The organism is Enterobacter cloacae complex sp. SHL022 (assembly GCF_049237785.1).
Taxonomy (GTDB): Bacteria; Pseudomonadota; Gammaproteobacteria; order Enterobacterales; family Enterobacteriaceae; genus Enterobacter; species Enterobacter hormaechei_C.
Map to the genome: position 1 here is coordinate 277,807 of NZ_JBMKJH010000002.1, position 21,853 is coordinate 299,659.

24 protein-coding genes are annotated in these 21,853 nt (G+C 54.0%); 12 read left to right on the plus strand and 12 right to left on the minus strand.

All coding sequences use genetic code 11. The annotated features are described in order from the left end of the window. Window positions 1–69: 69 nt before the first annotated feature. Together kduD and kduI are read right to left on the minus strand one after the other, a co-directional pair. Entirely contained in the window at window positions 70–831 is a 762-nt protein-coding gene (gene kduD, locus ACOTZD_RS05490; protein WP_003862835.1) for a 2-dehydro-3-deoxy-D-gluconate 5-dehydrogenase KduD, read from the minus strand. Window positions 832–894: 63 nt separating this feature from the next. Then, window positions 895–1,731 (minus strand): 5-dehydro-4-deoxy-D-glucuronate isomerase, encoded by an 837-nt coding sequence (gene kduI / locus ACOTZD_RS05495; protein ID WP_003862837.1) that lies wholly within the window; start codon window positions 1,729–1,731, stop codon window positions 895–897. Window positions 1,732–2,031: 300 nt separating this feature from the next. On the opposite strand from kduI, the gene ACOTZD_RS05500 reads away from it, so the two are divergent. After that, on the plus strand, window positions 2,032–3,207 hold the full coding sequence (locus ACOTZD_RS05500; protein ID WP_045895014.1) for an oligogalacturonate lyase family protein: 1,176 nt from the start codon (window positions 2,032–2,034) through the stop codon (window positions 3,205–3,207). A 187-nt stretch (window positions 3,208–3,394) separates the two neighbouring features. Here ACOTZD_RS05500 and ACOTZD_RS05505 read toward each other — a convergent pair whose 3' ends face one another. The 3 genes from ACOTZD_RS05505 to ACOTZD_RS05515 all read right to left on the minus strand — a co-directional run bounded on the left by ACOTZD_RS05505 (window position 3,395) and on the right by ACOTZD_RS05515 (window position 6,534). Further along, window positions 3,395–4,078, minus strand: coding sequence for an oligogalacturonate-specific porin KdgM family protein (locus tag ACOTZD_RS05505; RefSeq protein WP_003862842.1), 684 nt, complete (start codon window positions 4,076–4,078; stop codon window positions 3,395–3,397). Between the two features lie 318 nt (window positions 4,079–4,396). After that, on the minus strand, window positions 4,397–5,575 hold the full coding sequence (locus tag ACOTZD_RS05510) for an acetyl-CoA C-acetyltransferase (RefSeq protein WP_003862843.1): 1,179 nt from the start codon (window positions 5,573–5,575) through the stop codon (window positions 4,397–4,399). A 92-nt stretch (window positions 5,576–5,667) separates the two neighbouring features. Beyond that, the gene (locus ACOTZD_RS05515; protein WP_032660228.1) at window positions 5,668–6,534 is read right to left on the minus strand and encodes a LysR family transcriptional regulator; all 867 of its coding nucleotides are present in this window, start codon (window positions 6,532–6,534) and stop codon (window positions 5,668–5,670) included. Window positions 6,535–6,635: 101 nt separating this feature from the next. On the opposite strand from ACOTZD_RS05515, the gene ACOTZD_RS05520 reads away from it, so the two are divergent. Then, window positions 6,636–7,100, plus strand: coding sequence for a multidrug/biocide efflux PACE transporter (locus ACOTZD_RS05520; RefSeq protein ID WP_022651793.1), 465 nt, complete (start codon window positions 6,636–6,638; stop codon window positions 7,098–7,100). Between the two features lie 115 nt (window positions 7,101–7,215). Continuing rightward, complete coding sequence (locus ACOTZD_RS05525; RefSeq protein WP_003862847.1) at window positions 7,216–8,445, plus strand: amino acid permease; 1,230 nt, start codon at window positions 7,216–7,218, stop codon at window positions 8,443–8,445. 33 nt (window positions 8,446–8,478) lie between these two features. On the opposite strand, the gene ACOTZD_RS05530 is transcribed toward ACOTZD_RS05525, so the two are convergent. Together ACOTZD_RS05530 and yjdI are read right to left on the minus strand one after the other, a co-directional pair. Further along, window positions 8,479–8,751 carry a GNAT family N-acetyltransferase gene (locus ACOTZD_RS05530; protein WP_003862848.1) on the minus strand — a complete coding sequence of 91 codons (273 nt, stop codon included), beginning with the start codon at window positions 8,749–8,751 and terminating at the stop codon, window positions 8,479–8,481. Between the two features lie 10 nt (window positions 8,752–8,761). Then, complete coding sequence (gene yjdI / locus ACOTZD_RS05535; RefSeq protein WP_003862849.1) at window positions 8,762–8,992, minus strand: 4Fe-4S mono-cluster protein YjdI; 231 nt, start codon at window positions 8,990–8,992, stop codon at window positions 8,762–8,764. A 453-nt stretch (window positions 8,993–9,445) separates the two neighbouring features. Here yjdI and ACOTZD_RS05540 point away from each other — a divergent pair, with 453 nt between their 5' ends. From ACOTZD_RS05540 to ACOTZD_RS05570, 7 genes are all read left to right on the plus strand, one after another. Continuing rightward, window positions 9,446–9,634 carry a general stress protein gene (locus ACOTZD_RS05540; RefSeq protein WP_022651794.1) on the plus strand — a complete coding sequence of 63 codons (189 nt, stop codon included), beginning with the start codon at window positions 9,446–9,448 and terminating at the stop codon, window positions 9,632–9,634. 90 nt (window positions 9,635–9,724) lie between these two features. Further along, a complete protein-coding gene (locus tag ACOTZD_RS05545) occupies window positions 9,725–10,222 on the plus strand; it encodes a ferritin-like domain-containing protein (protein ID WP_003862851.1) in 498 nt (165 codons plus the stop codon). Between the two features lie 62 nt (window positions 10,223–10,284). Next, a complete protein-coding gene (locus ACOTZD_RS05550; RefSeq protein WP_003862853.1) occupies window positions 10,285–10,791 on the plus strand; it encodes a ferritin-like domain-containing protein in 507 nt (168 codons plus the stop codon). 17 nt (window positions 10,792–10,808) lie between these two features. Continuing rightward, a complete protein-coding gene (locus ACOTZD_RS05555) occupies window positions 10,809–11,681 on the plus strand; it encodes a manganese catalase family protein (RefSeq protein WP_032610071.1) in 873 nt (290 codons plus the stop codon). A 70-nt stretch (window positions 11,682–11,751) separates the two neighbouring features. Next, window positions 11,752–13,155: a cytochrome ubiquinol oxidase subunit I gene (locus ACOTZD_RS05560; RefSeq protein WP_003862857.1), complete on the plus strand. Its 1,404-nt coding sequence runs from the start codon at window positions 11,752–11,754 to the stop codon at window positions 13,153–13,155. Further along, on the plus strand, window positions 13,155–14,165 hold the full coding sequence (gene cydB, locus ACOTZD_RS05565; RefSeq protein WP_015571779.1) for a cytochrome d ubiquinol oxidase subunit II: 1,011 nt from the start codon (window positions 13,155–13,157) through the stop codon (window positions 14,163–14,165). The genes ACOTZD_RS05560 and cydB overlap by 1 nt, the downstream gene beginning before the upstream one ends. An 8-nt stretch (window positions 14,166–14,173) precedes the next feature. Further along, the gene (locus ACOTZD_RS05570) at window positions 14,174–15,799 is read left to right on the plus strand and encodes an alpha-amylase family protein (protein ID WP_032610073.1); all 1,626 of its coding nucleotides are present in this window, start codon (window positions 14,174–14,176) and stop codon (window positions 15,797–15,799) included. On the opposite strand, the gene ACOTZD_RS05575 is transcribed toward ACOTZD_RS05570, so the two are convergent. Genes ACOTZD_RS05575 through ACOTZD_RS05590 form a run of 4 tightly spaced genes read right to left on the minus strand, consistent with a single transcriptional unit; the run spans window position 15,800 to window position 18,291 of the window. Beyond that, on the minus strand, window positions 15,800–16,786 hold the full coding sequence (locus ACOTZD_RS05575) for an SDR family oxidoreductase (RefSeq protein ID WP_045346658.1): 987 nt from the start codon (window positions 16,784–16,786) through the stop codon (window positions 15,800–15,802). Window positions 16,787–16,802: 16 nt separating this feature from the next. Next, window positions 16,803–17,321 (minus strand): 2-oxo-tetronate isomerase, encoded by a 519-nt coding sequence (locus ACOTZD_RS05580; RefSeq protein ID WP_003862863.1) that lies wholly within the window; start codon window positions 17,319–17,321, stop codon window positions 16,803–16,805. 10 nt (window positions 17,322–17,331) lie between these two features. After that, on the minus strand, window positions 17,332–17,778 hold the full coding sequence (locus ACOTZD_RS05585; protein WP_003862865.1) for a DUF421 domain-containing protein: 447 nt from the start codon (window positions 17,776–17,778) through the stop codon (window positions 17,332–17,334). Between the two features lie 9 nt (window positions 17,779–17,787). Then, entirely contained in the window at window positions 17,788–18,291 is a 504-nt protein-coding gene (locus tag ACOTZD_RS05590) for a hypothetical protein (RefSeq protein WP_032660240.1), read from the minus strand. A 139-nt stretch (window positions 18,292–18,430) separates the two neighbouring features. Between ACOTZD_RS05590 and ACOTZD_RS05595 the strand changes: the two genes are divergently transcribed. Together ACOTZD_RS05595 and ACOTZD_RS05600 are read left to right on the plus strand one after the other, a co-directional pair. After that, complete coding sequence (locus tag ACOTZD_RS05595; protein ID WP_003862868.1) at window positions 18,431–18,820, plus strand: YdeI family stress tolerance OB fold protein; 390 nt, start codon at window positions 18,431–18,433, stop codon at window positions 18,818–18,820. Window positions 18,821–18,881: 61 nt separating this feature from the next. Next, window positions 18,882–19,766, plus strand: a complete 885-nt coding sequence (locus tag ACOTZD_RS05600) for an SDR family oxidoreductase (RefSeq protein ID WP_003862870.1) — start codon at window positions 18,882–18,884, stop codon at window positions 19,764–19,766. Between the two features lie 33 nt (window positions 19,767–19,799). Here the strand turns inward: ACOTZD_RS05600 and ACOTZD_RS05605 are convergent, their stop codons facing one another. Further along, the gene (locus ACOTZD_RS05605) at window positions 19,800–21,782 is read right to left on the minus strand and encodes an alkyl/aryl-sulfatase (protein ID WP_174401931.1); all 1,983 of its coding nucleotides are present in this window, start codon (window positions 21,780–21,782) and stop codon (window positions 19,800–19,802) included. Window positions 21,783–21,853 lie beyond the last annotated feature (71 nt).

Below are 21,853 nucleotides of genomic sequence, written 5' to 3' on the forward strand. Positions count from 1 at the left end.
ATGGATAAAGCCAATTTTGGCGCAAAAAAAACCTCTACCCGAGGGCAGAGGTTCTTTATTCGGGCTGACTTAACGTGCCAGCCAGCCGCCGTCTACGGCAACGGTGTAGCCGTTAATGTAGTCCGAAGCCGGGGACGCCAGGAATACAACCGGGCCCATCAGATCGCTCGGCAGACCCCAGCGACCCGCTGGAATACGCTCCAGGATTGCCGCGCTGCGCTCTTCATCCGCACGCAGCTGCTGGGTGTTGTTGGTGGCCATGTAGCCCGGCGCAATCGCGTTGACGTTGATGTTGTGCTGCGCCCACTCGTTCGCCAGCAGGCGGGTCACGCCCATCACGGCACTCTTCGATGCGGTGTAAGACGGCACGCGGATGCCGCCCTGGAAAGAGAGCATGGAGGCAATATTAATGATCTTGCCACCTTTCCCCTGAGCAATGAAGTGCTTCGCAGCCGCCTGGGACATAAAGAACACGCTCTTGATGTTCAGATTCATCACGTCGTCCCAGTCCGTTTCGCTGAAGTTAATCGCGTCTTCACGACGGATCAGGCCGGCGTTGTTGACCAGAATATCGATATGCCCAAACTCCGCCACCGCGCGATCCAGCAGCTCAGGGATCGCATCGATTTTGCGCAGGTCCGCGGTCAGGCTCAGGAAACGGCGGCCCAGCGCGGTGACGCGCTCGATGGTTTCCGTTGGCTCAACGATGTTAATCCCGACGATATCGCAGCCCGCTTCCGCCAGACCTAACGCCATACCCTGCCCCAGCCCGGTGTCACAACCGGAAACCACAGCCACTTTACCTTGCAGAGAAAATGCATCCAGAATCATGTTTGTTCCTTAATCGTTCAGCGCCTGTCAGCAACAGGCAGATGTATGCTTAACTGCCTGCGACTAGCGCAGATCCTTAACAGCGACGTGGTCCATGTCATCAAAGACCTGGTTTTCACCGACCATCCCCCAGATAAAGGTATAGGCTTTCGTTCCCACGCCAGAGTGGATGGACCAGCTCGGCGAAATGACTGCCTGCTCGTTGTGCATAACGATATGGCGCGTCTCCTGCGGCTGTCCCATCATGTGGAACACGCAGGCGTCTTCATCCATGTTGAAATAGAAGTAGACTTCCATGCGGCGCTCGTGGGTATGGCACGGCATGGTGTTCCACAGGTTGCCCGGCGCAAGCTCGGTCAGCCCCATGCTGAGCTGGCAGGTTTCCAGCACATCCGGAACAAAGTATTTGTTGATGGTGCGACGGTTGCTGGTGAGGTTATCGCCAAGGGTCACCGGGGCAACGTCCGCTGGCGTGACTTTTTTGGTTGGGTAAGTCGTATGAGCCGGGGCGCAGTTGTAGTAAAACTTCGCCGGTTTGCTGGCATCAATGCTGGCGAACACCACCTCTTTCGCGCCTTTGCCGACGTACAGCGCGTCGCGGTGACCAATTTCGTAGCACTGGCCATCGACGGTAATGGTGCCCGGCCCGCCGATGTTAATCACGCCCAGTTCACGGCGTTCGAGGAAGTAGCTCACGCCCAGCTGTTTGCCCACTTCACCGCCCACGGAGACGGTTTTCGCCACCGGCATAATCCCGCCTACAATAATGCGGTCAATATGGCTGTAGACCATGGTGTACTTGTCGGCTTCGAACACTTGCTCAACTAAAAACTCACTGCGCAGCCCCTGAGTATCCAGCATTTTAGCGTGCGCACTGTGGATGCTTTGTCTGACGTCCACGTAAACCTCCAGAATTGATCGTGCCCGAAGGCAAAGATAAATAACGAAACAACGTTCCGTTTTCGTGATGAACACATATTATCCCCTGACAACGGGGTTTTCAATTGCATTTAAAACAACGTTTCATTTTTTCTGCCTGTTTATGCCAGAAATGGAGTTTCGATCACGATAAATCTTTAAGACCCTCAATCTGGTTAATGAAAATGAGAAAGTGCGCTGTCAGTCACACATAATGAAACAACGTTTTGATAATTTATCACCTAGTTTTCAACCTACATTACGCGTTCAAAGGAGTGCATTATGGCTAAAGGTATGCGGGTCAAGCTGAACTATGAGGTCAGCCGCGATCCGGATACAGGCGTGGAAGTCACCCGCCTGACCCCACCGGAAGTAACCTGTCATCGCAACTACTTTTACCAGAAGTGCTTCTTTAACGATGGCAGCCACCTGCTGTTCGCCGGGGAGTTCGACGGTCACTGGAACTATTACCTGTTGGATCTGAAAAACGCCGAAGCGGTACAGTTGACCGAAGGCGCGGGCGATAATACCTTTGGCGGGTTCCTCTCTCCGGACGATAAATCCCTCTACTATGTGAAGAACGATCGCACCCTGCTGGAGGTGGATTTACAGACGCTGGCAGAGCGCGAAGTGTACCGCGTTCCGGAAGAGTGGGTCGGCTACGGCACCTGGGTCGCGAACAGCGACTGCACCAAACTGGTGGGTATTGAGATTGCCAGACGTGACTGGACGCCACTCAACGACTGGAAAATTTTCCACGACTTCTTCCACAAAGGGCCGCACTGCCGCCTGCTGCGCGTTGATCTGAAAACGGGTGAAAGCACCACCATTCATGACGAGAAGATCTGGCTGGGACATCCGATTTATCGCCCGTTCGATGACAATACCGTGGCCTTCTGTCATGAAGGGCCGCACGACCTGGTCGACGCCCGCATGTGGCTGGTCAACGAAGATGGCAGCAACGTGCGGAAAGTGAAAACGCACGCGGAAGGTGAAAGCTGTACACATGAATTTTGGGTGCCGGACGGGTCCGCGCTGATCTACGTCTCTTATCTGAAAGGTCAGCAAGGGCGTACCATCTCCCGCTTCAACCCGGACACCGGCGTGAATGAAGCGGTAATGAACATGCCCGCCTGTTCGCATCTGATGAGCAACGTTGACGGCAGCATGCTGGTTGGCGACGGTTCCGGTACGCCTGTTGACGTGAAAGACACCGGCGGCTACACCATTGATAACGATCCTTATCTGTATGCCTTTGACGTGGCGAAGAAAGCTTATTACCGCATCGCCCGTCATGACACCTCATGGGCTACGGTGGCGAACAGCCGCCAGGTAACCCACCCGCATCCGTCCTTCACCCCGGACGAAAAAGCGGTGCTGTACAGTTCCGATAAAGACGGCAAACCGGCCCTCTATATCGCGAAACTCCCCGAGCAACCTGAAATGTTGCATGCCTGAATGAGTTAGTGTTTCTGTAACTGGCCTTGCCCTCCGATTCGGAGGGCTTTTTTTTGGGTGATTGCGCGGCGCTTTTTGCCGGGTGGCGCTTCGCTTACCCGGCCTACGAAAAAATGGATTGGAAAGAATGTGTAGGCCGGGTAAGCGTTAGCGCCACCCGGCGGTTTTTAGCGAAGGAACTGAATTATCAGAAGGAGTACGCCACACCTAAACGGAAACGGGTCTGGCGTTCGTCCGTGTCTTTAACCCCCACGTTCCCCACCTCCACATACGGTGCCCAGTTTTTATCCCATTTGTAGGCCAGCTTGGCGTTATATTCGTTGGAATAATCTTTATTATTATTTCGGGCCACGCCTTCAGAACTTTTCGCGTAAACATAGTTCAGCTCGGTACGCCAGTCACCTAATACCCAACCGACCCACGCATCGCCACGGTTAACTTTATCATCGTCCTTATTTGAGCTTGACGGGTAGCGAGTATATTCGTAACGGTAACGCGCAGCCACGTAGAAGCCATTATCGAAGCTATATTGCACATGCAGATTCGGTTTATAAATGGTGCGACTGTCTGTGCTTTCAATCGTAAACGCAGGGGTCAGGGCGATATTGTCTGTCGCTTTCCAGCGCCAGCTAATCTGATCTTCGTGACCGTTCCCCACTACATCCGCGAATGGCTGATCTGCCTTGTCCCCGCCTGATTTCCACTTCGCCTCGACTGAAAAACCAAAGCCATTATCAAAGCGGTGCGAGACGGCAACACGGTCGGCATTCGAGCCGCTGTCAATATATTCGTGACGCAGATCGACGGTAACGGCGCTAGCCGCAAAAGAGGCACTAATAAGGGAAGCAAGGAGCAGAGATTTCTTAAACATGAAAAAACCCTCAATTAAAATAACGTTTCGTTTTTATGAAACTTGAGTTTATTTTTTATGCACCGTTATTTTAGTGACAAGGATCGAAATTATTTGTTTCATTTTTTTTGGCAAAGATCGACGTGAACCCCATCAACAAAAAAAGGGCATTAACCGTAAATTTCAGGGTGGAGATCACATTAAGCACTTCACAAAGCAAATAATTAACAGCGCAATAATTATTGCGGGCTTCAGAAAGAACGCAGAAGTGTTAAAAAAGGATTCTGCGGACACAAAAAAACCTCCCGTGGGAGGTTTTCTGTGCACAGAGAGGGGAAACTACCGTTCGATAGCCAGGGCCACCCCCTGCCCTCCGCCAATACAGAGCGTTGCGATCCCTTTTCGGGCGTTACGCTTTTTCATTTCGTGGACCAGCGACACCAGAATGCGGCAGCCGGAGGCGCCAATGGGATGACCCAGCGCAATTGCACCGCCGTTGACGTTGACCCGCAGCGGATCCCATTCCAGCATTTTCCCGACCGAGATCGCCTGTGCAGCAAAGGCTTCGTTGACCTCAATCAGATCCACATCGCTCAGCTCCCAGCCCGCCCGCTCCAGGCAGCGGCGCGTGGCATAGACCGGGGCGATCCCCATTAACGCAGGATCAACACCCACGCTGGCAAACGCTTTGATGCGCGCCAGCACCGGCAGCGCCAGCTCCTGGGCTTTGCTTTCACTCATCATCATCACCGCCGCCGCACCGTCGTTAATGGATGAGGCGTTGCCTGCCGTTACAGAACCGAGCGTTTCAAAGGCCGGATCGAGTTTTGCCAGCCCTTCTGCGCTGGCATCGGTGCGCGGCTGCTCGTCGGTATCGACGATGAGCGCTTCGCCGTTCTGGCGCTGGGTACTGACCGGGACAATTTCATCGCGAAAACGCCCTGAGTCGATCGCTGCACGCGCTTTTTGCTGTGAGCTGAGGGCATATGCATCCTGAAGCTCGCGGCTGATACCGTATTCGCGCGCCAGGTTTTCCGCCGTTACGCCCATATGGTAGTCGTTGAAGGCGTCCCACAGCCCGTCGTGAACCAGACTGTCAAGCAGCTGACTGTTCCCGAGCTGCGCGCCGGTCCGGCTGTCGGTCAGGACGTGCGGGGCGCGGCTCATATTCTCCTGCCCGCCGGCAATAACCACGTCCGCTTCACCGCACTGGATGGCCTGCGTCGCAAGATGGAGCGCTTTCAAACCTGAACCACAGACGTCGTTGATGGTAATTGCCGAAACGGTATTGGGCAGGCCGCCCTTCAGCGCTGCCTGGCGCGCAGGGTTTTGTCCCGCGCCAGCGGTCAGCACCTGGCCAAGGATCACCTCATCAATTTCATGTGCGGCAATCCCGCTGCGTTCCACCAGCGCTCTTACCACCACGCTGCCGAGATCAACCGCAGAGTGACGCGCAAGCGCTCCCTGAAAACAGCCGATAGCCGTACGTAACGCACCCACTATAACGACATCTTTCATCACGACCTCTGTGCAAAATGACATGACGATAGTAGAGGATTGTTATCAACAATTGACGCAAATGTTTAAAATTAGTGAGTTTAGTCACAGGATTATCGTGCGTCCTGCAAGTACTGGCGCAGCCAGCTTCCGGCGACGCCGGGCGGGGTTCGTTTGTTCCATACCAGATCGATGGCAATCGACCTCGGCCAGCCCGGCACGTTCAGCTGCACCAGCGATTTCGACGCGGCAAATTCGTCGACCAGCGCGCAGGGTAACGCGCACCAGCCAAAGCCCTGTACCGCCATACTCAGCAGTAACAGGTAATTCGGCGCAGACCAGACCGGCCCGCGCGCAAGGGGCGCTTCCCGTTCAAGATAGGTACTCAGCCGCAGCTCGCGCCAGCCATGCAGCTCGTCCGCCTGCGTCTCATGTTGCCCTGCCAGAGGATGTCCGGCAGAAACGTAAATAGCCATCCTTGTCTGCATAGGCAGACGGGTCGCGCCAATATCGGTCGGGTAGCTGTCGCGCGCTTCCGTCAGGCCAATTTGCGCCCGCTCCTTTTGCAGCAGATCGATCACGTCCTCCTCTTCACCAATCAGGCACTCAAATTCCGTGTGCGGAAAACGCTGGTCGAACTGGCTCATCATCTGTTCCAGCACGGCCGGGTTAAGCGTATCGGAGAGAACAAAGGTAAAACGCGCCTCCGTTTGCGCGGTTAAAGATACGGCCAGCTCATCCAGGCGCGCGCTGGCGGCGAGTATCGACTGGACATAGCCCAGCACCTGTTCACCCTGGGCGGTCAACGCCGGGTGACGCGCCGAGCGATCGAACAGCTCAAAGCCAAGGTCAGCTTCAAGGTTGGCGATGGAGGTGCTGATGGTGGACTGGCTTTTACGCAGCCGCCGTGCCGCAGCAGAAAACGAACCTGCGGCGACAGTTTCAACAAACGCGGTCAGTGCTTCGGGAGAATAACGCATGATGTATCTACTTTATCGATGGATACCATCTTTTATATATCACCTTAAACGATAAGAATAGACCGCATCAACGCCCATACTGGCGTCAATATGAGGTAAATATGCAACATCAGGATGCACTCCAACGTAAATTGCCGGAGCGGATCTTCCATGCCGTCTGTTTTGAAGGCATTGCTACGGCGATCCTCGCCCCGACGGCCGCGTGGCTAATGCAGCGCTCGGTGGTTGAAATGGGGGGTCTCACCATAATTCTGGCGACCACGGCAATGCTCTGGAACATTATCTATAACTTTGGCTTCGACCGTTTCTGGCCCGTCCAGCGGGTGAAGCGCACGGCGAAAGTGCGCGCCCTGCATGCGCTGGGTTTTGAATGCGGTTTTATTGTGATTGGCGTAACCATCGTTGCCGCCGTGCTGGGCGTGACGCTGCTCCAGGCCTTTACGCTGGAAATTGGTTTCTTCCTGTTCTTCCTGCCGTACACCATGCTCTACAATTGGGCGTACGACACCCTGCGGGAGAAAATCATCAAGCGCCGCCAGCAACGCCGCGCCCTGGCAAGCGAATAACCTTCCGGCCGGAGACCTGCTCCGGCCCACCCCTGCGAAGCAACGGCGACCTCAACGCATAATTATGGTAAATTGCACTCCTTTTTGTTCGTTTTATAGTTGATACGTTGCTCTAATGTCGAAAATTTGGTCAAAAGAAGAGACTCTCTGGAGTTTCGCCCTCTACGGCACTGCCGTGGGCGCAGGAACCCTGTTCTTGCCCATTCAGCTCGGCTCTGCTGGCGCGATTGTCCTGCTGATCACCGCCCTTGTGGCGTATCCCTTAACCTACTGGCCGCATAAAGCGCTGGCGCAATTTATTCTGTCGTCGAAGACGAAAGGCAACGAAGGGATCACTGGTGCCGTTTCCCATTACTACGGCAAAAAGATCGGCAACCTCATTACCACGCTCTATTTTGTGGCTTTCTTTGTGGTGGTTCTGATTTACGCGGTGGCGATAACTAACTCACTCACTGAACAGCTGGCGAAACGGATGACGGTGGATACCGGCATGCGGATGCTGGTGAGTTTTGGCGTGGTGCTGATTCTGAATCTGATCTTCCTGATGGGGCGGCACATCACCATTAAGGTGATGGGTTTCCTTGTTTTTCCGCTGATCGCCTATTTCCTGTTTGTCTCGCTGTATCTGACGGGCAGCTGGCAGCCGTCGCTTCTGACGAGCCAGATGGCCTTCGACCAGCATACGTTGCACCAGGTGTGGATTTCGATCCCGGTGATGGTTTTCGCTTTTAGCCATACTCCGATCATCTCGACTTTCGCCGTGGACCGTCGCGAGAAATACGGTGAAGAGGCGATGGGTAAATGCAAAAAAATCATGAAAGTGGCGTATCTGATCATCTGCCTCAGCGTGCTGTTCTTTGTGTTCAGCTGCCTGCTTTCGATTCCACCGTCGTATATCGTGGCGGCAAAAGAGGAAGGGGTGACGATCCTGTCCGCGCTGTCGATGATGCCTTCGTCCCCGGCATGGCTGGGCATTTCCGGCATTATCGTGGCAATTATAGCGATGTCGAAATCGTTCCTCGGCACCTATTTTGGCGTGATTGAAGGGGCAACGGAAATTGTGAAATCGTCTCTGAATCAGGTGGGTGTGAAAAAAAGTCGCGCCTTTAACCGCGCGGTTTCGATTCTCGGCGTGTCGCTGATTACCTTTGCGGTCTGCTGCATCAACCCGAATGCGATCTCGATGATTTACGCCATCAGCGGTCCGCTTATCGCCATGATCCTGTTCATCATGCCGACGCTGTCGACGTACCTGATCCCGTCGTTAAAACCGTACCGCTCCATCGGTAACCTGCTGACGCTGATTGTAGGTGTGCTGTGTGTGTCGGTGATGTTTGTCGGTTGAGTATGCTGCCCGGCGCAATGCCGGGCATCTGTTTTACGCCCGAATATCGTCATACTCCCGTGTATTATCAAACTCATGCTTCGCAAACGGACACAGCGGGATAATTTTACGGTTCTCCCCGCGCATCTTCTCTACCACCTTCGCCACCAGCTGCTTACCCACACCCTGCCCTTTCAGGCTTGGATCCACATCGGTGTGCTCAATGATGCTCAGATGCTCGCCGGTCGGGACAAAGACAATCTCCGCTACCTGATTGCCTTCGGCGTCGTTGACGTAAAACTTGTTATGGCCTTCAAGAATTTCCATGGTTCCTCACTTATTTTTGGCGGTACTTCAGCGCACCGCTCGGGCAGGTATCAATTACGCGCACAACCGTTTCTGCATCTACTTCATCCGGCGCGATCCATGGTTTACGCTTCAGGTCGAACAGCGCCGCGCTGCCGCGCACGCAGTTGCCCGAGTGTTTGCAGATCCCGGTGTTGAAGTAAACATCAATTTTCTCACCGGTGTAGGCCCGGTACCCCGCATCCAGTAGCTCCTGATCCATGATATTGCCTCTGTAATTATTGTGGTGACAAAAGAAGCATACCCTCAGCCGATCCGCCTGACCACGTCAAAAACGAGGTTTGGCCACCCTCTTTTCAACACGTTATTTCGCCAGACACTTAAGATTATTCCGAATACAGAAGCACCCGTTGCGACGATATATTTTTGCGCTATGTCAACTCTTGTAATAATTCACGCCACGTTCACATTAGGATTATTAGCTAAGCGAACTCCCAACATCCAGATTTATTTCGCCCTAACCAGTGGATTTACCGTCCGTTTTTAAAGTTCGTAACGAAGCGGTATTTCCTGAACACCTGCAAAATTACCGCAAAACAACCCAGACATGAAATTTGACTCTTCTCACATAACGACTAATGTTAATTCCTGAACGACAACTGATACGAATTACTTATCGTATCTCCTGACATAAACGCAACATGAGGGTTGATATATGGCAGAGCAACATCGTGGTGGTTCCGGTAATTTCGCTGAAGACCGTGAAAAGGCATCAGAAGCTGGACGTAAAGGCGGCCAGCACAGCGGCGGTAATTTCAAAAACGATCCGCAACGCGCATCTGAAGCGGGTAAGAAAGGGGGCCAGAACAGTCACGGCGGAGGCCGTAAATCTGATAACTCCTGATCTTATTTAAAGCTCTTATAAATATACCGAGAGCATGCTGCGGGCCCGTCGGCTCGCAGTACCTTCCCTTTATTTCACTGGAGCGAAAATATGAATATGAAAACTGTTGAAGATGTATTTATTCACCTGTTATCCGACACCTACAGCGCTGAGAAGCAGCTGACCCGCGCTCTAAGCAAGTTAGCTCGCGCCGCATCCAGCGAGAAGTTGAGTGCCGCGTTCACGGCCCACCTCGAAGAGACTCAGGGACAGATCGAGCGTATCGATCAGATTATTGAGCAGGAATCCGGCCTCAAACTGAAGCGCATGAAATGCGTTGCGATGGAAGGCTTAATTGAAGAAGCCAACGAAGTTATTGAGAGCACTGAGAAAAATGAAGTGCGTGACGCTGCATTAATTGCCGCAGCACAAAAAGTCGAGCATTACGAGATTGCCAGCTACGGCACCCTGGCCACCCTGGCTGAACAATTAGGCTATAAAAAAGCCGTTAAACTTCTTGCCGAAACGCTGGAAGAAGAAAAAGAAACCGATCTCAAATTAACCGATCTGGCTGTCGGCAATATTAATCAAAAAGCCCAGAAAGGATAAATATTAATTTGATGAGCATCAGCAACAAAAATTAACCAGATAATAAATCACAGGAGTTAATTATGAATCATGTAGAACACTACCATGATTGGCTACGCGATGCCCATGCGATGGAAAAGCAAGCCGAATCCATGCTGGAATCTATGGCCAGCCGTATTGATAATTATCCCGACTTACGTGCACGAATTGAACAACACGTTAATGAGACTAAACACCAAATTACCGTGCTGGAAGAAATTCTCGACCGCAATGATATTTCCCGTTCGGTCATAAAAGATTCCATGAGCAAAATGGCGGCGCTCGGCCAGTCCATTGGCGGCATGTTCCCTTCCGACGAAATTGTTAAAGGCTCCATCAGCGGCTACGTTTTTGAGCAGTTTGAAATTGCCTGCTACACCTCTCTGCTGGCTGCGGCCAAACAAGCGGGCGATACCGCCTCCATTCCTGCCATTGAGTCCATTCTGGAAGAAGAGCGCCAGATGGCTGACTGGCTGCTCCAGCATATTCCACAGACGACGGAACAGTTCCTGCTGCGCTCCGATGCGGACGGTGTTGAAGCGAAAAAATAACGAAAGAGGGAGAAACTATGTTTCGACACGTAAAACAGCTGCAATACACGGTACGCGTAGCCGAACCGAATCCGGGCCTGGCCAATCTTCTGCTTGAGCAGTTTGGCGGGCCACAGGGCGAACTTGCCGCGGCATGTCGTTACTTTACGCAAGGATTGAGCGACGACGATCCCGGTCGTAAAGATATGCTGATGGATATCGCGACCGAGGAGTTAAGTCACCTGGAAATTATCGGCACCCTGGTGGGTATGCTGAATAAGGGTGCGAAAGGTGAATTGGCGGAAGGCGTTGAAAATGAAGCGGAATTGTACCGCTCCATGACCGAGAACGGCAACGACAGTCATATCACCTCCCTGCTCTACGGCGGCGGTACGCCACTGACCAACTCCGGGGGCGTACCGTGGACGGCGGCATATGTGGATACCATTGGCGAACCTACCGCCGATCTGCGCTCTAACATAGCGGCCGAGGCGCGCGCCAAAATTATCTACGAACGGCTTATTAACGTAACGGACGATCCGGGTGTTAAAGATGCGCTGGCGTTTTTAATGACGCGTGAGGCAGCACACCAGCTCTCGTTTGAGAAGGCGCTCCAGTCGATCCGTAACAATTTCCCACCGGGTAAATTGCCACCAATCGAAGAGTACACCAACAAGTACTACAATATGTCTGAGGGGGGAGAAGTTCGCGGCAGCTGGAACAGCGATAAGCACTTCGACTACGTGGAATCTCCTCAGCCAGCGGTCGATGGCGGTGACGGCGGCGCAAGCGTAACGCTCACGACAGAGCAGGAAACGCTGGTCAAAGCGATGTGCGCACGTACGAAATCCGACCCTAACGCCGATCCGCTTACCGGTGCCGAGCTTGGCGCAGGTAAGAAAAAACCGTAACCGGTTTTGCCAGGCAGCCTGAGGCTGTCTGGCAATGCCTTGTGCGCTATCAGTTCCAGAGGTACGGAGCATGTTCGAGCTTGATGCGTTTCATCTGGCCAGGATACAGTTCGCCTTTACCGTCTCTTTTCATATTCTCTTCCCGGCGATCACCATCGGGCTTGCGAGCTATCTGGTGGTTCTCGAAGGCATGTGGCTTCGCACAAAAAATGATGTCTGGCGCTCGCTATACCATTTCTGGCTAAAAATTTTCGCCGTCAACTTTGGTATGGGCGTGGTTTCCGGGCTGGTGATGGCTTACCAGTTTGGGACTAACTGGAGCGGCTTTTCCCAGTTCGCGGGCAGCATAACCGGCCCTTTGCTCACCTATGAAGTCTTAACCGCCTTCTTCCTGGAAGCCGGTTTCTTAGGCGTGATGCTGTTCGGCTGGAACAAGGTTGGCCCCGGCCTGCACTTCTTTGCCACCTGCATGGTGGCGCTGGGCACGCTGATGTCCACCTTCTGGATCCTCGCCTCTAACAGCTGGATGCATACCCCGCAGGGCTTCAGTATTCAGAACGGTCAGGTCATTCCCGAAGACTGGCTGGCCATTATCTTTAACCCCTCATTCCCTTACCGACTGATCCATATGTCCATCGCCGCCTTCCTGTGCAGCGCCTTGTTTGTGGGCGCGTCCGGGGCATGGCATCTGCTGCGCGGTAACGATACGCCCGCGATCCGCAAGATGTTCTCCATGGCCATGTGGATGGCGCTGCTGGTCGCGCCCATTCAGGCCGTGGTTGGGGATATGCACGGGCTGAATACGCTTGAGCACCAGCCTGCCAAAATCGCCGCGATTGAAGGCCACTGGGAAAACCCGCCCGGCGAGGCCACCCCGCTGCTGTTGTTTGGCGTACCGGATATGGAAGAGGAACGCACCAAATACGGGCTTGAAATTCCCGCGCTCGGCAGCCTGATCCTGACGCACAGCCTGGATAAACAGGTCCCGGCGCTGAAGGATTTCCCGAAAGAGGATCGCCCTAACTCGCTCATCGTCTTCTGGTCCTTCCGCATTATGGTCGGCATGGGGCTGCTGATGATTACCCTTGGCGTACTGAGCGTCTGGCTGCGCTATCGCCGTCGACTCTATCACTCACGGCCATTCCACTGGTTTGCCCTCTGTATGGGGCCTGCCGGATTACTCGCGCTGCTCGCCGGGTGGGTCACCACCGAAGTGGGCCGCCAGCCGTGGGTCGTTTACGGCTATCTGCGCACGATAGATGCGGTGTCTCTGCACAGCACGTTGCAGATGAGCATCAGCCTGCTGGCCTTTATCGTGGTCTACTGTTCGGTATTTGGCGTGGGATATGTGTATCTCGCCCGGTTGATTAAGAAAGGTCCGCAGCCTGTGGGCACGCTAACGTCTAATACATCGGGCACCCCTGCCCGTCCGCTGTCCGCCGCCGAGTCTGTTCCGGAAGAGGAGAAGATCTGATGGGCGTCGATATCCCGGTCATCTGGTTTGCCATTATTGTCTTCGCCACGCTGATGTACATCATCATGGACGGTTTCGATCTCGGTATCGGCATGCTGTTCAGCTTTGTGGGTGATGCCAAAGAGCGCGACGTGATGGTGAACAGCGTCGCCCCGGTCTGGGATGGAAATGAAACCTGGCTGGTTCTCGGCGGCGCAGGGTTGTTCGGCGCGTTTCCGCTGGCCTACGCGGTAATAATCGATGCCCTGACCATCCCGCTGACGGCCATGCTGATCGGGCTTATTTTCCGCGGCGTGGCATTTGAGTTTCGCTTTAAGGCGACCCCTTCCCACCGCAAATTCTGGGACTATTCTTTTGCTGGCGGTTCCCTGCTCGCAACCTTCAGCCAGGGGATCGTGGTTGGCGCGATGATCAACGGCTTTGACGTGGAAGGGCGTCGCTTTGTGGGCTCCTCGCTGGACTGGTTCACCCCGTTTAACCTGTTCTGCGGGCTGGGCTTAATTGTCGCCTATACCCTGCTGGCCACCACGTGGCTGATCATGAAAAGCGAAGGCGCGCTGCAAAACCGGATGCGCGAGCTGACCCGCCACGTTCTGCTGGCGCTGATTGCCGTCATTGCGGTGGTAAGTATCTGGACCCCGCTCGGCTGGCAGTTTGTCGCCGAGCGCTGGTTTACTCTGCCTAACTTCTTCTGGTTCCTGCCGGTTCCGGTTCTTGTGGCGGTATTCAGCCTGTGGATCTGGCGGCTGACGCGTAATCCCGACAGCCATGCCCGTCCGTTCCTGTTAACGCTGGGCCTGATCTTCCTCGGCTTTAGCGGCCTGGGCATCAGCCTGTGGCCACACATAATTCCGCCGCACATCACCCTGTGGGAAGCCGCCGCGCCGCCTGCCAGCCAGCTGTTTATGCTGATCGGCACGCTGTTAATCATCCCGGTGATCCTGGTTTATACCGCCTGGAGCTATTACGTCTTCCGGGGCAAAGTGTCTGATACCGAAGGTTATCACTAAGGATTACTATGGCAGGCTGGCATACACGCGCCATTATTTACCAGATAGATACTGCCCTGTTTTACGATCTGAACGGCGATGGCTGTGGCGACATCGCCGGGATCGCCGCGAAGCTACGCTACATCCGCCGGATGGGCGCGACGGTTATCTGGATCACTCCGTTTTACCTCACGCCTTTTCTCGATGAAGGCTATGACGTGAGCGACCATTTGCAGGTCGATCCCCGCTTCGGCAAGCTCAACGATATCATCGCCTTTATTGAACAGGCGCGGGAGCTGGGGATGCAGGTCATTATTGAGCTGCTGATCCAGCATACCTCGGATGCGCATCCCTGGTTTCAACAGGCCCGCCGCAACCCTCAGTCACCCTATCGTGACTATTACCTGTGGTCCGACACGGACGACGACGATACGCCGCCGATGTTCCCCGGCGTGGAGAAGAGTATCTGGACATGGGACGACGAGGCGGGGCAATACTATCGGCATATGTTTTATCACCACGAGCCGGATCTCAATCTGGCCTCCCCTGCGGTGCTGAAGGAGGTTGAGAACATCATCATCTTCTGGCTAAAGCTCGGGGTGTCGGGCTTTCGCCTGGATGCGGCGTCGCACCTGACAAAACAGGCCGGACGTGGGGATGAAAAACGCGGCCTGTGGATCCTGGAGCATCTGCGCCGTCTTATCGAGCAGCGTAACCCGGATGCGATCCTGCTCGGCGAAGTCGACGTGGAGGTCGAGGCCTACAAAGATTATTTTGGTCAGAACGACCGGCTCAACCTGGTGCTGAATTTCTGGCTCAATAAGTACTTCTACGTCAGCCTTGCGGAGAAAAGCGCACGACCGCTGCGCAACGCGGTAAAGAAGATGATTGTGCCGCCTGACTCCTGCTGCTTCGCCAACTGGCTGCGCAATCATGATGAGCTGGATCTGGAAGGGATAGGAAAAAAAGCGAAGCAGACCGTCATTGATGCCTTTGCCCCTGACAAAGAAATGAGTGTGTATCAGCGAGGTATCCGTCGCCGTCTGGCGCCGATGCTTAATGGCGATCGTAAGCGGCTGGCCTTTTGCCATGCGGTCTTGTTTTCGCTGCCGGGCGTACCGGTCATGCGCTACGGGGATGAGATTGGCATGGGAGATGATTTGGAACTGGAGGAGCGTTACGCCGTACGCACCCCGATGCAGTGGGCCGGATCGCAAGGCGGCGGTTTCTCAGACGCCGACCCGGAAACTTTTATCGCCCCGATGATTGACCGCGGCCCGTACCGCTATCAAAAAATCAACGTGGCGGATTCGCTGTTGCACCGCAACTCACTCCTGCACTGCATTATCGATATCGCCAATACGCGCTCGGAGTTCCCTGAGATCGGCGTCGCGCCGTTTCGTCTTATTAATATCGACAGCGATGCGGTGCTGGGGATCTATTACGAAACCGACACGCGCAGCATTCTGACCTTCGTTAACTTTAGCGATAAGCCCGTTAATTTTACCGCCAGAGGGATCCGGCATGCGACCTGGACCGCCTGCCTGGCGGACAAACGCTACAACGACGCGCTGGTGTGCGGCAAAACCGTCGCGCTTAACCTCAGCGGCTATGGCTACCGCTGGTTCTGGACCGATCGTACCGCACTGCGCTGATTATCGTCTCCGCGAGAGCAGAAGACGCGCCACGATCGCGCCCGTGACGGCGAGGGAGCCGAGCAGCACTTTCCCCGGCATGCCGGAGGTAACGGTGGTGGCGCGCTCTTTTGCTTCGTCGGTGAAGTGCCCGTGGATTTTATGCAGATCGTTAACCGGCTGATCCAGATAGTCCTGACGGTCATCCGCATTTAGCGTATCGGTCATCTGCCCTTCCCAGGCCTTTTTAACCATCAGCCGATCCAGAAAGCCGGGAAAAAGAAATTGCCCGACAATCGACTGGAGGGTGCTGCTGCCCACCCACAGCTCCCGCACCGGTTTTTGCGCTACCTTGAAAATCGCGCTGGCAGCCACTTCCGGCTGAAACACGGGGGGAACCGGTCGCATCGCCCAGGCAAATTTATTCCTCGCCCACTCGAACTGCGGCGTATTGAGGCCCGGCATCTGTACCATTGCGATCTGCACCCGGCTGTTTTCATGCATCAGCTCGGTGCGCACGGCGTCGGTAAACCCGCGGATCGCGGCCTTCGCCCCACAGTAGGCTGACTGCAAGGGAATGGAGCGGTAGGCCAGCGCGGAGCCAACCTGAATAATCGTCCCCCGGTCACGAGGAGTCATTAACTCCAGCGCGGCGCGGGTACCGTTAACATAGCCCAGATAGGTCACCTCGGTGACGCGGCGAAACTCCTCAGGCGACATGGTGCGAAACGGCGCCAGCATCCCGCCCATGGCGTTATTCACCCACACATCGATGGCCCCAAGCCGGTATTCAATCTCGTTAGCAGCATCGGTCACCGCCTTGCTGTCCGCCACGTCGGCCTGAACGGCACAGGCGTTGATCCCGAAACGGCGCAACTCCTCTTCTGTGGAGCGCAGGCTCTGCTCATCGCGGGCAATGATGCCCACATCGTAGCCCGCTTTGGCAAAGTGCAGCGCCGTGGCCTTCCCCACGCCCGCCGTACCGCCGGTAATAACGATGACAGCCATAGCCTTTCCCCTTGTTTCAGACGTTATCCCAACCGGAGAGTATTTCGATCAGTTCAGACAGGGAATAACGCACCGCTTTATCCACCACATCCTGACATTCACCGGAAAACAGCACGGTGCGGGTTTCCGTCTGTCCGCGAATATTCCAGCCGAAGCAGACCGTACCGGCTGCGGTGCCATCGTCTCCGCCTTCCGGTCCCGCATAGCCGCTGATGGCAAGGCCAATATCCGCCTCGGCAATTTCGCGAATTTTAGCGGCCATCTCGGTCACCGTTTGTTCACTGACGGCGGTGAAGCGCTCAATGGTTTCGTGCCGCACGCCGAGGATCCTCTCCTTCGCCGCATCGCTGAACACCACCATGCCAACGTCATAAAATTCCGCCGTGTTCTCTTCGGCACAAAGCGCAACCGCGAGATTGCCGCCGGTACAGGACTCTGCGGTAGTTAACCGCAAACCTCTGTCCGTAAGCTGAGTGGCGAGCTTTTTCGTCAGCTCGCTGATGGTGCTGTTACTGTCGTGAATAAGATTGCTCATCGCGTTGCCCTTAATTTTCGTCAGGAATAATAGAAATATGACCATTACGCTCAAGAATAGCGTATTTTATCTTCTTCAATTCTGTAATACCGTGATTCTGGCGGGCTGATACCAATATATCATCACAGGATACATCGACCTTTTTCAGTTTATCGGCAAGGGGGACACCGTTCTCCACCAATATCACCGGCGTGCCATCAAGAATATTCTCAACAGTGGAAAAATATTTTTTCAGGAGGCCAAATATAATATCCACCACCACCAGCGTTGTTATTGTAATCATCGCACCGGTGATGGAAAAATCTTCGCCAAGCAGCGCCTGCTGTGTCGCCTCACTGATAATTAAGAGCAAAATAAGGTCAAAACTGGTCATTTGTAACAGGGCGCGCCGCCCGGCAACTTTAAACACAATGACCAGAAACAGGTAAATTGCCAGGGCACGAAAAACCATGTCCATATTCGACTCCTAGGGGTAAATAAACTGCCAGAAACGGATATCTGGCTCGTTGTTTACGCGGATGATGTTTGTCCACTTCCCTGCTTTTGACGGCGTGATGAATAATAGAACGGTAAATTTATCGGTCTGTTGTAAACGATCGTAGACGAGAAACAGGGTATTCCCCCGGCTGTACATGCTGTCCGGTTGTGGCCAGACGCTGCCGGGCTCATACGCGTCGCTGCTTTCGCTGGTCAGGCTGAAGGTATATTTCCCCTCAGACGTCACCGGAAACGTCAGCGCCATCCGCGATTCGGTCTGGCGGCGACCGAAGCGCTCATAGCTCAGGGTCAGGGATTTTGCATCGTTTGTTTTCTCCACGTCACTGACCACACCGCTTGAAAACAGCCCGGCAATTGCCGCCACGATAATAGCTAACAGCACAATAAAACCCACCTGACGAAATGCGTACTCAAACGTCAGTAAACGATAACTCTCTTTTATCCCAGGCACTTTTTCATTTTTTGGTTCCATGGCAGTCGTCACCGTTTCGCTTAATTGCCGAAATTTTTGATTTCTCTGTGAAAATGCTTTTAAGACTTATCACATTTGCCACATAAAGAAATAGCAACAATACTTAATAAGTCAAGACATCCAAAATGAAGGATATCAGATGAAATTATCAGTGATTTCAGCTTTGTTAATATTAATTATCCCTACTGCCTGGGCAGATAATAACGGCGGGTTACAAAAGGGTGACGCGCCGCCACCGCCGCATGCGTTGGACAGCGGTTATCGTGGTACCGATGATGCGCGCATTATGACCATTACTCAGGCGAAAGAGATGCATGATGGCGCCTCTATTTCACTGCGCGGCAATCTTATTGATGGCAATGGCGATAAATACGTATTCCAGGATAAAACCGGGAAAATCGACGTTATTATCCCGAAAGCCGTATTTGACGACAGAACCGTGGAACCTGACAACATGATCAGTATTAGCGGCTCGCTCGATAAAAAATCATCCCCACCCGTAGTCCGGGTCAGCCACTTGCAAAAATAATTCAGCGAAGCGTTAACGCTGTAACTATCCATCAAATCTCACCCCTAACAAGGAGTTAGCTATGAGTGATAATGAACAACGTACGAACGCTTACCCAACGCCACCTTTCCCGAAGCAACCCCAGACGCCGCCGGGCCTGTCCTCAGAAATGGAACCCGTACCCGACCACGGCGAGAAGAGCTACAAAGGGCATGGACGTCTTGCCGGTAAGAAGGCGCTAATTACCGGGGGCGATTCCGGCATCGGACGCGCGGTAGCCATTGCCTATGCCCGCGAAGGGGCAGATGTCGCCATTAACTATTTGCCGGAAGAGGAAGAAGACGCAGCGGAAGTCATCGCCCTGATTAAAGCGGAAGGACGGAACGCCGTCGCGCTTCCGGGCGATGTTCGCGACGAAACTTTTTGTCAGAACCTGGTGGAGCAGGCCGTCTCAAAACTGGGCGGGCTGGATATCCTGGTGAATAACGCAGGCCGCCAGCAGTATCGTGAGTCGCTGGAAGAACTGACTACGGAAGATTTTGACGCGACCTTTAAGACCAACGTCTATGCGCCTTTCTGGATCACAAAGGCGGCGTTGCGCCACATGAAAGCCCCTGCATCCATTATTAACACCTCCTCCGTTCAGGCGGTTAAACCGAGCGCCGTACTGCTTGACTATGCGCAGACCAAAGCCTGTCTCGCGGTGTTTACCAAAGCGCTGGCGAAACAGCTGGGTCCGAAAGGGATCCGCGTGAACGCGGTAGCGCCCGGACCTTACTGGACCGTGCTTCAGCCCAGCGGTGGGCAGCCACAGGAAAAAGTGAAACATTTTGGCGAGAGTACCCCTCTGGGACGCCCGGGACAGCCCGTGGAGATCGCACCGCTGTATGTCACTCTGGCCTCGGATGAGTGTTCATACACCTCCGGGCAGGTCTGGTGTTCAGACGGCGGCGACGGCGTCATTTGACGAAAAAGGCTGCGAAAGCAGCCTTTTTTACTTTTAAGGGGTGACGACAGGAAACCAGAAGCTGAAGCTCTCCATGCAGCGCAGCATTTCGTTCACCTTCGCGGCATTGCCGACGATCGTCACCTCTCCTGCCTGTTGCGCCTTTTTCAGCGTGGTTTCCTTAAGGATGATTTTGTTCAGCGTTTCGCGGCTGAGCGTAATGGTTGCATCCGGATCTTCTGCCTGAGCGTTGGCGCTATGGTTCAGCACGCCATTTTCCAGCTCCAGCTTATACCTGCCGCCCTCGCGGCCTAAATCAACGTTAAAAATGCCTCTGGCATTCGCCGCTCTGACGCCGTTAAGGTGAACGCCGAGGTAGTCAAAAATCATCTCAGTTGACATGGCACGGACCGCATCCGGGCTGGCGGTTTTGGGCGTCGGCTTTATCTTCACGCCGTTACGCAACTCTTGCGCACCGGTGAGGTAGGCGTTACGCCACGGCCCTGACTCCGCATGGTATCCCAGCTGTTCAAACGCGTCCGCTTCCAGTTCGCGCGTTGCCTTATTATTCGGATCGGCATAAACGACTTTACTGACCACCTGAGCCACCCAGCGATAATTCCCCCGGGCATAATCGACACGAGCTTTTTCAAGGATCGCGCGGGCTCCGCCCATGTAATCGACATACTTTTTCGCCGCCTCGACCGGAGGCAGTTCATCGAGCGTCGCCGGATTGCCGTCGAACCAGCCAAGATAGTAGACATAGGTGGCTTTGACGTTGTTGCTTACCGAGCCGTAATAGCCACGGCCTGCCCAGGATTTAGCCAGTCCGTAAGGCAGGGCGAAATTTGCGGCTATTTCATCCCTCGTCAGCCCCTTATTCGCCAGTCTGAGCGTCTGGTCGTTGATATAGCGGTAGATATCACGCTGGCTTTTCATCAGCTTCACCACTTTCTTATTACCCCATGTGGGCCAGTGGTGCTGCGCGATAATAATTTCCGCTTTATCCCCCCAACGATCGAGAGCGTTATTGATGTATTTTGACCATGCCAGCGGATCGTGTATCTTCGACCCGCGCAGCGAATAAGTATTGTGCAGGGTGTGAGTGACGTTCTCTGCTGCTTCAATCAGTTTTTTCTCTTCCACATACCAGAGCATTTCAGACGGCGCTTCCGACCCCGGCGCCAGCATAAAATCATAGGTGAGACCGTCGATGATCTCTTTCTGCCCGTCTTTGGTAATGGCGTGAGTGGGCGCGATAAGCGTGACCGTCCCCGCTGAGGTGGTCGTCCCCAGACCCGCCCCTATCTGACCTTTTACATTGGCCTTTAACAGGTTTCCGTAGATATAACTGGCACGGCGGCTCATGGCATTTCCGGCCATGATATTTTCCGATACCGCCTCTTCCATAAAACCTGCTGGAGCATAGACTTTCACTTTGCCGGTCATCACTCCCGCTTCATCGACCACGCCACGCACGCCGCCATAATGATCGACATGACTATGGGTATAAATAACGGCAACAACCGGGCGTTTGCCACGATGTTGAACGTAAAGATCCATGCCCGCTTTGGCCGTTTCCGCAGACACCAGCGGATCGATAACCGTGATCCCCTCTTTGCCCTCTATAATCGTCATATTCGACAGATCGAGGTTGCGGATCTGGTAGACGCCTTCCGTGACCTCAAACAGACCGCCAATATTATTCAGCTGCGCCTGACGCCACAGGCTCGGGTTGACGGTATCCGGCGCTTTTTGCCCTTCTTTGATAAAAGCGTATTTCTGGGGGTTCCAGATAACGGCGCCTTTTTCGTCTTTAATCACCGCGGCTGGCAGCGGGGCAATAAAGCCTTTGTGCGCATTTCGGAAATCGGTCTTATCAAAGAAGGGCAGTTGACCATAAAGTGCATCATTCATCTCTTTCGTATGGGCAGTGGCTCCCTTCCCTTCCTTTTGTGCCAGGACAGGCAATGAGGTCAACGAGACTAATAGCAGACCAGCAACGGCCATCGCACTAACGAGAGTTTTAAATTTCATACTTCCTCGAGGAGTTATATTTACGCTGGCGGTACATGGGGGGAAAGGAGGCTATCACCAGGCTTATCTTT